Genomic DNA, 8,901 nt, shown 5'->3' on the forward strand with positions numbered 1-8,901 from the left:
ATATAAGCCCTAAACAACCTTTCAAAACGTTCAAATTCAATCCCTTCTTTACAAATTACTAAGTATTGGTTCTCACCCTGAGCAATTGCTTCCTGAACATATGCTCCCCAATGTTGTTTAAGTTCGGCCGCCAAAAAATTAAAATGCTGCATATCAATTAAACGCCCCATGCTTTCGACAAGTGTAGGAGGCAGAATTGTTTTTCCTTTCACATACCAAAGACCATCCAACTTTTCCATACTACATATCATCTCCCCTGCACAAACAACCCGCCAAGCTTCACCAGTACGAAATTGCAGCACTTGGTAAACTACATCATTAACCCCATCTGGGAAATAATCCAACTCAATCATCTTTCCTCCGATCCTTTATACTTCCTTCATTTTTCTCAAACACAGCATCAGAATCTGTGTAATTCCTTTTGAACAGATCTACTTCTCTCATGGTTCAAAACTTAGGTAACAGCAAAGTTAGTACATTTCGAAATAAATTACTAATATTTTTAGTTTTTAATGAGTGCGATAGCTATATTTGCTAAAAAACAACAGCATTCCGCCCTTAAAATATAAGACCATGAAAAACACAGAAATTAAAATGAGTGCAGACCTAAAGAAATTCATTATCAGATTTGAACCTAACAAATTCAAAATGCTGACTAGAGGTATTGAAATCAGAGGCATCAACGACTTACACCGCAGCATAGAACTGGCCAACGCATTAATTGAAAGTTTGAAATTAAAGCTTGTTGTACATCATTCTGCTGAAATGGCTCAGTACAGAAGTTTTGAGGTTGTGAATGCTGAGCAGAATTAAATTAAGACGACGAATTTGTGTCTGAACGATGTTTACCACCCCAAATACTTAATTGTTTAAAAATAGGGCCAAATTCAAGTGCCATTTCAGTTAGCTCGTATTCAACCCTAGGTGGAATTTCGGCATAAATTGTACGCTTAACCAGGCCATCCTTTTCTAATGCCCGCAGCTGTAGTGCAAGCATGCGTTCTGTAATAAAGGGGAGCTCTTTCTTTAATTCGCTAAACCTATGAACTTTGCTTTCCAGCTTACTTATTATCAGAATTTTCCATCTCCCTCCAATCTTGTTAACAGCATATGTCAAATCACATTCAATAATCCATTTTTCATTGCTGCTATAAGTCGAGTTTTCCTTTCTTGTTGCCATTACTTACATGTTTGTTAGCACCGTACAATTGGTTGCATAAGCTGTAAAAATAGACGCTGCTATCTAATTTTGCAAGGAAAGAAAAGTTATGGACTTATATTTAAAAGGAAAAACCGCGATAATAACAGGTGCCAGTCAGGGAATTGGCAGAGCAATCGCAAAAGAATTGGCTTTGGAAGGCGTAAAAGTCTTGGCCGTAGCTAGAAACGAAGATTTACTTAATAGCCTCAAAGAAGAGATCAATACTTCCGGAGGCGTAGAACCTATTACTCTTGTTCAGAATATTCTAGCAGCAGGAGCTCCTCAAAAGATTGGAGCTGAGGGCATATCACTCTTAGGACACGTTGATATTCTTATTAATAATGCCGGCCGTAGTCGTCCCGTTGATGTGGTAGGATCTGAAAAGATCTGGATAGAATCGATGACCTTGGATTTTGATCGGCCCAGACAATTAACACAATGGCTTCTACCTCATTTTATTGCTCGTAAACAGGGGTCTATCCTAAACCTGGCAAGTACTTATGAATTACGAGCAGTTAATGTCTCGGCTGTTGCAAAAGCGTCTATTGTCGTGTGGTCTAAACAGCTCTCGGCGCAAGTTGGCCGTCATGGCATTACAGTAAACTGCTTGCAGCCTGGTCTCATAGATACCGAAAATATTCGCCCCTTCTTTGCTGGCGATGAGCGTAGGAAATTTGCCGACCGTGAGATTCCGCTCGGCGATTTCGGCGAGCCACAGGACATGGCCAACATGGCTGTTTTCTTAGTATCTCCTCGAGCGCGATACATAACCGGTACAGTTGCGGTTGTCGATGGCGGGATGCGTCACCATCCATTTTAAATACACTTTCTATCATTCCATGAATATATTTATCCCTAGAAGGAGGGATTATAGAAAAATATAATCCAACAGTTTTTGTGAATTGCTGTAATTCTCTAGTTTTGTATTTATGAATGCGTATAAGAAAGAATGGATCGACCTGCTTTTAAAGCAAAACTACCCAGGTTGGCTGATAGCCGACGATCGGGATAACATCTTTATAAATATCCCTGAAGATCAGGACCTGGAAATTGCAATGGCAGAATTCAAGAAAAAAATCCGTTCATTAACGTTAAAGATCAAGACCAAACCAGACAAATTAGGCTTCTTTATTGGAAACAGTAAAGACAGCAGGTTTTATGAGCTAAACGCTTAAGATTTTGCAGTTTTAAATCATCGCTTCTTATCTTTACCAGCATGACAACCTTTGCCGATAGGATTATTGCATTTAATAAGCAACTGGATTTTCATGGCTCCCTGCCCGATGACATCCGGATAATGAATCCTTACAAGGAAAATCCGCTGGCGCTAATCTGCTCGTCTGCTTTTTACAAAAAATACTACAATGATAATGAACCCAGACACCTCATTTTGGGCATCAATCCCGGTCGCTTTGGTTCGGCGATGACGGGTGTATCATTTACTGACCCTAAAAGGATGGTGGGTAAATGCGATATTCCATTTCCGGGACAGATGACACATGAGCCTTCATCAGAATATGTTTACGAAATGATTGCAGCTTATGGAGGTATACAAGAGTTCTACAGTAAGTTTTACATTCATTCAGTCTGCCCATTAGGCTTCACCATTAAAAGCACCAAAAGCAAGGAGGTGAATTACAATTACTACGATAGTGCTGAACTTTCAAAAGCGGCATATCCATTTATAATTGAAAACCTGGAAAAACAAATTGCCATTGGCTTCGAAACTGATATCTGCTTTTGTTTTGGAACAGGAAAAAACGAATCATTTTTAAGAAAACTTAACAACTACAAAAAGTACTTTAAAGAGATCATTGCACTGGAACACCCCAGATACATAATGCAATACAAATCAAAAAACAAATCAGACTATATCAAAAAGTACCTTGAGGCATTCAAGAAAATCTAAATTTATGCATGCATAGTAATTTATTTTGGCATATTTATTTTTAACTTAGCAACACTAATAGAAAATCAAATGGTGGCACAAATCATATTTATAGCAATTACACTGGCCGCAATAGCCTTGTTTAGCTATAATATCAAAAAAGTTATCCGAAATATACAATTGGGAAAGTCCGCCGACAGATCGGATCAGCCTCAAAAAAGGTTTATGACGATGCTTAAAGTAGCGCTTGGCCAAACAAAAATGTTTTTCAGGCMAATCCCAGCTTTTCTGCATTTGATAGTTTACTTAGGCTTCGTTATTATCAATATTGAAGTTCTGGAAATTTTGATAGATGGAATATTCGGCTCTCACAGAATATTTTCTGGAGTAGGCTTTATTTATGATTTTCTAATAGGCTCATTTGAAATATTAGCCCTTGGTGTATGGGTGGGTTGTGCCGTCTTTTTAATAAGAAGAAACATCCTTAAACTTAAGCGTTTTAGTGGCGTAGAAATGACTAAATGGCCCAGATCAGATGCCAATTACATTCTAATATCCGAGATTTTGTTAATGACAGCATTTTTACTGATGAATGCTGCTGATGCAAAACTTCAGGTTCTCGGATCCCAACATTATACAAACGCCGGAGCTTTTCCTGTAAGCCAACATCTACAAAATCTTTTGCCAAATTCAGAAGCAGCCCTTGTCGCCATTGAAAGGGGTTGCTGGTGGTTTCACATCATTGGGATACTTATATTTTTAAATTACCTGCCCTATTCTAAGCATTTCCATATCCTGTTTGCATTCCCTAATACTTATTTCTCCAATTTGGAGCCGAAGGGAGAGTTTACAAACATGAAGAGTGTTACAAATGAAGTGAAGGCAATGCTTGACTCATCATTTACTCCAGAAGAAGCAGAACCAGGACGCTTTGGGGCTAAAGATGTGAATGACCTTACATGGGTAAACCTAATGAATGCTTACACCTGTACTGAGTGCGGAAGGTGCACCTCAGTTTGTCCTGCAAACATTACCGGCAAGCTGCTTTCGCCCCGCAAAATAATGATGGATACCAGAGACCGAATGGAAGAGGTCGGAAAAAACATCGATAAAACAGGTAATGGTTTTGATGATGGCAAATCTTTGATTGATAACTACATCAGCAGAGAAGAAATATGGGCATGCACAAGCTGTAATGCCTGTACTGAGGCTTGCCCTATAAATATAGATCCTCTTGCAATTATTACTGAACTAAGAAGGTATGCAGTAATGGAAGAATCTCAATCGCCGGCAAGTATTAATGCGATGCTTGGTAATATTGAAAACAATGGCGCTCCGTGGAAGTATTCTCCGGCCGACAGGTTTAACTGGGCAAAAGAAAGTTAATTAAAGTATTTAAATCTATTATAGCTTAAAGATGAGCGAGCAACTAAATTTTGAAGTACCTACAATGGCAGAAATGATAGCCAAGGGCGAAGAGCCTGAGATATTATTCTGGGTAGGTTGCGCAGGYAGTTATGACGAAAGAGCACAAAAAACAACTCGCGACATCTGTAAAATCCTCCATCATGTAGGCATGAAGTATGCTGTATTAGGCACAGAAGAAAGCTGTACAGGAGACCCTGCAAAACGAGCCGGAAATGAGTTTTTGTTTCAAATGCAAGCCATGACCAATATTGAGGTTCTTAACGCCTACAACATAAAGAAAATAGTGACAGGCTGCCCTCATTGCTTTAACACCATTAAAAATGAGTATCCGGGTTTAGGGGGAAGTTACGAAGTTATTCACCATACACAGCTAATCCAACAATTAATTGACGAGGGTAAGCTAAAGGCCGAAGGAGGAGAAAGCTTTAAAGGTAAAAAGATAACTTATCACGACCCATGTTATTTAGGTCGTGGGAATGGTGTTTATGAGGCTCCGCGTAAGGCTTTAGAAGTTTTAGATGCGCAGCTGGTAGAAATGAAACGCTGCAAGTCAAATGGATTATGCTGTGGTGCCGGAGGAGCCCAGATGTTTAAAGAACCTGAAAAAGGCAATAAAGACATTAACATTGAACGTATTGAAGAGGCCCTTGAAACACAGCCAAATATTATAGCTGCCGGTTGCCCTTTTTGCATGACAATGATAAGTGATGGTGTGAAGCTGAAAGATCAGGACAAAAACGTACAAGTATTGGATATTGCTGAAATTACAGCTCGCGCGAATGGCTTGTAACAAGTTACATATTGCATCCTTAAATTCCGGAAGCAATGGAAATTGCTATTATATCGGAAACGACCAGGAAGCTATTCTTGTAGATACAGGTATCTCCTGCAGAKAAACCGAAAAGAGAATGTTGCGCTTGGGCTTATCAATGCATAATGTTAAAGCGATTTTCATTTCTCATGAGCATACAGATCATGTTCGCGGACTTGCCACCCTCTCTTCAAAATACAATTTGCCGGTATACATAACAAATGGAACTTTAAATGGCTGTAGATTCAATATCCGTGAAGACCTCATTAGAGTATTATATAGCACCCAAACAATATCGGTTGGAACTTTAGAAGTAACGAGTTTTCTTAAAATACATGATGCATCTGAGCCACACAGTTTCGTGGTTTCGTGTGGAAGCACCAAGGTTGGCGTATTTACAGATATCGGAGCGGCTTGTGATCAGCTTATTTTTCATTTTAAACAATGCCACGCAGCATTTCTTGAAACGAACTACGATGATGACCTATTAAGTAAAAGCGCATATCCGTATTTCTTAAAACAACGCATCAGCGGAGGTAAAGGTCACTTATCAAACAAGCAGGCATTAGACCTTTTTATACACCACAGGCCATCATATATGACCCATTTATTGTTATCTCACTTATCTAAAGACAATAACAATCCTGAGTTAGCACATAGTTTGTTCAGACAGCATGCTGGAGAAGTTGAAATTGTTGTAGCCTCTAGATTTGTCGAAACCGAGGTTTATACTATTTTTGAGCGAGTAAGCGAGCATTCGTCTTTCTAATATATTCTGAAAGCGCTGTAAGATCATTAGTTTTTATATTTTTTACCGGAATAGACATATAATTCGCCATTGTATCAACATCCTCTTCATTTGTATCATTATAAGTTTGCACAATTACATCATCACCCCTGGTGTATAAATATAAGGCGCCGATTGTATCTGTTCCCTGATAATCAAGATCTTTGAACTTCACCAGATTGAAAGAGAAATATTCAATCTTACCACTCTTAAAAAATCGCTTGTATCTACAAAAGCCACTGTTAGTAACATTAAGTTCGTAATGCTTTATTTGTGATGTTTCGAGCTCCTCATTATAGTGGCTCACAAGCAATTGCTGGATATAATCAGTTTGTTCATCAAGTAATTCAAGCTTAGAAAACCCCATGAAAAGAAGGCACATTGCTAATGTGAGGCATATTTTCAAGTTTAATGTAAACTTTTTCATGGCGTTAAGCATTTAACATCATCAAGTTAATTATTTTTGTATTTTTGATTTATGAGTTTTTCTCCACAATCCAGAATTTGGATATACCAAAGTAACCGCGCATTTACAAATGACGAGGTGCAGGCAATACAGGAAAGATTAAATGATTTTACTGTACAATGGAAAGCACATGGCCATCAACTAAATGCGAAGGCAGAAATATTATACAATTTCTTTATTGTGTTTTTTGTTGATGAAGCTTCTGCAGGGGTTACCGGTTGCTCTATAGATTCATCTGTAAGAATAATGAAGGAAATTGAGCAGGAATACAAAGTAGATCTGTTTGATAGATTCAATATGGCCTATAAGTTAGAAGACAAGGTTATTGTTACTAACAAAGAAGACTTTGAAACGTTAGTAAATATAAAAGCAATAGGCCCGCAGACTATTGTATTTAACAACATGGTACAAACATTACAGGAGTTTGAAACGAAATGGCAAATACCATTTGAACAAAGCTGGCACAGTAAAGTGTTTGCACATTTACTGTAACCAGCATACAATATTAGCTATTTTACGTAAAACACATCCCCTTCTGTAAACATATTAAAGCGAAGGCTCTCCATTTTTATATGTCCTGTTTTTGTGGTTTTCAAGTTTTTAGGATCTGCTATTCTTAGTACCTGACTAACTCCCGCAACCTCAATCTTCTTCCCTTGTACTATTATCGCCGTACCTTCGTCAATGCCAACACAATCAAAAGTAGGGTGCGCTGCCAATGCAGAAAGAAGCCTGTTAAACCTGCTTCTTTTAATAAAATGCTGATCAATAATAACTGAATTAAGCAGACCCAAGCCCTGCTCAAATTCAATGTTCTTATCAACTAGTTTATTAAAAGTTTCCCTATAAATAGTGTCTCCTGCCAACTGATTGCCAGTGATCATATACTTACTCATCACTGCAGCACCGGCGCTCGTTCCTGCTACAGTTGCACCGTTATTATATGCCTGATGGATCGCTTTATAAATCGGAGTATTTAGTACAACCTTCATAAAGCGGCTTTGATCGCCACCCGTTATAAAAATAAGTTTTGCACCTGATAAGGAATCAAGCAATTGCTTATTACCAGCGCTTTCAGCAGTAAAATTAAGATATCCGATACTATTTGCTGCCTGAGCAGAAAGCTCTTCTTTAATGGCATTAAAAGAACCGATAGGATCACCACTAGACATAGGGAGAACTATCATATAATCTTTGGGACCCAAATTTGCGGTTTTAATTAATTTCTGCACCAATTCCGGAGAACGGGAACCTCCCCCGATTATAAATAAACTTCCCTTTGGTGAAGTTTTTTGTTGCGCAATTGAAGAATAGCTACACAACATGAGTGCAAAAACAAAAACTTGCTTTAACCTTGCTTTCTCTAAAATATTTAAGACCATCATTTATAAATCAATACTTCTATTTTACCATCTTCTGTTACAGTACCTCTGTACATTCCTTCCGTATTAAAGGGCATCGCCACGTTCCCATTTTTGTCAAGCGCTATTAGTCCACCGTCTCCACCTAGCTTTTCCATTTTATCAAGCGCCTTCTTTGATGCATCCGCTACCGATAGATTTCTATACTCCATCATAGCTGAAACATCATAGGCTACTACACTTCTGATATAAAACTCACCCCAGCCTGTACATGAGATACCAGCAGTCAGATTATTAGCATAAGTACCTGCACCGATAATTGGAGAATCACCAACTCGCCCATACTTTTTGTTCGTCATTCCACCCGTTGAGGTTCCAGCAGCAAGATTACCCATCTTGTCAAGTGCCACAGCACCAACTGTCCCGAATTTATAATCTCTATTTATCGTTCCCAGCTTCAAAGATTTTTTATTACCATGATCAAGCACAGCTTTCACAGAATCTTCTTTTATAGCTTCCTGCAAACCATCCCAACGTTCTTTAGTATAAAAATATTTAGGATCAACTATTTCAACTCCGCACTGCTTCGCAAACTGCTCAGCTCCCCTGCTCACCATCATTACATGTTCAGATTTTTCCATCACTGCCCTTGCAGCGGTAATTGGATTACGGATTACACTTACTCCCGCAACGGCTCCTGCTTTTAAACTTTTGCCTTCCATAATTGCAGCATCCATTTCATTTTTACCATCGTGCGTAAAAACTGCCCCCTTACCGGCATTAAAGAGTGGCGAATCTTCAAGTACACGTATTGCTGCTTCAACTGCATCCAGACTCGTTTTACCTGATTTAATAGCATCATAGCCCTGCTGTAAAGCCTTTGTTAATGCTGCAGTATATGCAGCCTCCTTTTCCGGGGTCATGCTCTTCTTTAGAATTGTTCCGGCACCCCCATGCAC

General features: G+C 38.8%; 13 protein-coding genes. 8 read left to right on the forward strand and 5 right to left on the reverse strand.

The window, feature by feature from the left end:
• Nucleotides 1–353 (reverse strand): hypothetical protein (locus tag AC1DG9_RS18415; RefSeq protein ID WP_477635009.1); only part of this gene is annotated, 353 nt, incomplete at its 3' end.
• A 220-nt stretch (nucleotides 354–573) separates the two neighbouring features.
• Between AC1DG9_RS18415 and AC1DG9_RS18420 the strand changes: the two genes are divergently transcribed.
• The gene (locus AC1DG9_RS18420) at nucleotides 574–813 is read left to right on the forward strand and encodes a hypothetical protein (protein ID WP_288882136.1); all 240 of its coding nucleotides are present in this window, start codon (nucleotides 574–576) and stop codon (nucleotides 811–813) included.
• Nucleotide 814: 1 nt separating this feature from the next.
• Here AC1DG9_RS18420 and AC1DG9_RS18425 read toward each other — a convergent pair whose 3' ends face one another.
• Entirely contained in the window at nucleotides 815–1,180 is a 366-nt protein-coding gene (locus AC1DG9_RS18425; protein WP_172661429.1) for a winged helix-turn-helix transcriptional regulator, read from the reverse strand.
• Nucleotides 1,181–1,268: 88 nt separating this feature from the next.
• On the opposite strand from AC1DG9_RS18425, the gene AC1DG9_RS18430 reads away from it, so the two are divergent.
• The 6 genes from AC1DG9_RS18430 to AC1DG9_RS18455 all read left to right on the forward strand — a co-directional run bounded on the left by AC1DG9_RS18430 (nucleotide 1,269) and on the right by AC1DG9_RS18455 (nucleotide 6,097).
• Nucleotides 1,269–2,021, forward strand: coding sequence for an SDR family NAD(P)-dependent oxidoreductase (locus AC1DG9_RS18430; protein ID WP_172661430.1), 753 nt, complete (start codon nucleotides 1,269–1,271; stop codon nucleotides 2,019–2,021).
• Between the two features lie 109 nt (nucleotides 2,022–2,130).
• Nucleotides 2,131–2,376, forward strand: a complete 246-nt coding sequence (locus AC1DG9_RS18435; protein ID WP_172661431.1) for a hypothetical protein — start codon at nucleotides 2,131–2,133, stop codon at nucleotides 2,374–2,376.
• 41 nt (nucleotides 2,377–2,417) lie between these two features.
• Entirely contained in the window at nucleotides 2,418–3,110 is a 693-nt protein-coding gene (locus AC1DG9_RS18440; RefSeq protein ID WP_172661432.1) for a uracil-DNA glycosylase family protein, read from the forward strand.
• A 69-nt stretch (nucleotides 3,111–3,179) separates the two neighbouring features.
• Nucleotides 3,180–4,475, forward strand: a complete 1,296-nt coding sequence (locus tag AC1DG9_RS18445; protein WP_477635010.1) for a 4Fe-4S dicluster domain-containing protein — start codon at nucleotides 3,180–3,182, stop codon at nucleotides 4,473–4,475.
• Between the two features lie 31 nt (nucleotides 4,476–4,506).
• Nucleotides 4,507–5,307, forward strand: a complete 801-nt coding sequence (locus tag AC1DG9_RS18450) for a (Fe-S)-binding protein (protein ID WP_172661434.1) — start codon at nucleotides 4,507–4,509, stop codon at nucleotides 5,305–5,307.
• Nucleotides 5,297–6,097 carry an MBL fold metallo-hydrolase gene (locus AC1DG9_RS18455; RefSeq protein WP_477635011.1) on the forward strand — a complete coding sequence of 267 codons (801 nt, stop codon included), beginning with the start codon at nucleotides 5,297–5,299 and terminating at the stop codon, nucleotides 6,095–6,097. Before AC1DG9_RS18450 ends, AC1DG9_RS18455 begins: the two co-directional genes overlap by 11 nt.
• Here AC1DG9_RS18455 and AC1DG9_RS18460 read toward each other — a convergent pair.
• Nucleotides 6,060–6,542: a hypothetical protein gene (locus AC1DG9_RS18460; RefSeq protein ID WP_337717191.1), complete on the reverse strand. Its 483-nt coding sequence runs from the start codon at nucleotides 6,540–6,542 to the stop codon at nucleotides 6,060–6,062. The two genes, AC1DG9_RS18455 and AC1DG9_RS18460, sit on opposite strands and share 38 nt — an antisense overlap.
• Before the next feature lie 51 nt (nucleotides 6,543–6,593).
• On the opposite strand from AC1DG9_RS18460, the gene AC1DG9_RS18465 reads away from it, so the two are divergent.
• The gene (locus AC1DG9_RS18465; RefSeq protein WP_172661437.1) at nucleotides 6,594–7,073 is read left to right on the forward strand and encodes an ABC transporter ATPase; all 480 of its coding nucleotides are present in this window, start codon (nucleotides 6,594–6,596) and stop codon (nucleotides 7,071–7,073) included.
• A 17-nt stretch (nucleotides 7,074–7,090) separates the two neighbouring features.
• Here the strand turns inward: AC1DG9_RS18465 and AC1DG9_RS18470 are convergent, their stop codons facing one another.
• Both AC1DG9_RS18470 and AC1DG9_RS18475 read right to left on the reverse strand, forming a co-directional pair.
• Nucleotides 7,091–7,966 (reverse strand): cyanophycinase, encoded by an 876-nt coding sequence (locus AC1DG9_RS18470; protein ID WP_246269599.1) that lies wholly within the window; start codon nucleotides 7,964–7,966, stop codon nucleotides 7,091–7,093.
• Nucleotides 7,963–8,901 (reverse strand): isoaspartyl peptidase/L-asparaginase family protein (locus AC1DG9_RS18475; protein ID WP_477635012.1); only part of this gene is annotated, 939 nt, incomplete at its 5' end. The genes AC1DG9_RS18475 and AC1DG9_RS18470, both read right to left, overlap by 4 nt.

Source organism: Pedobacter sp. 05L430 (assembly GCF_056397585.1).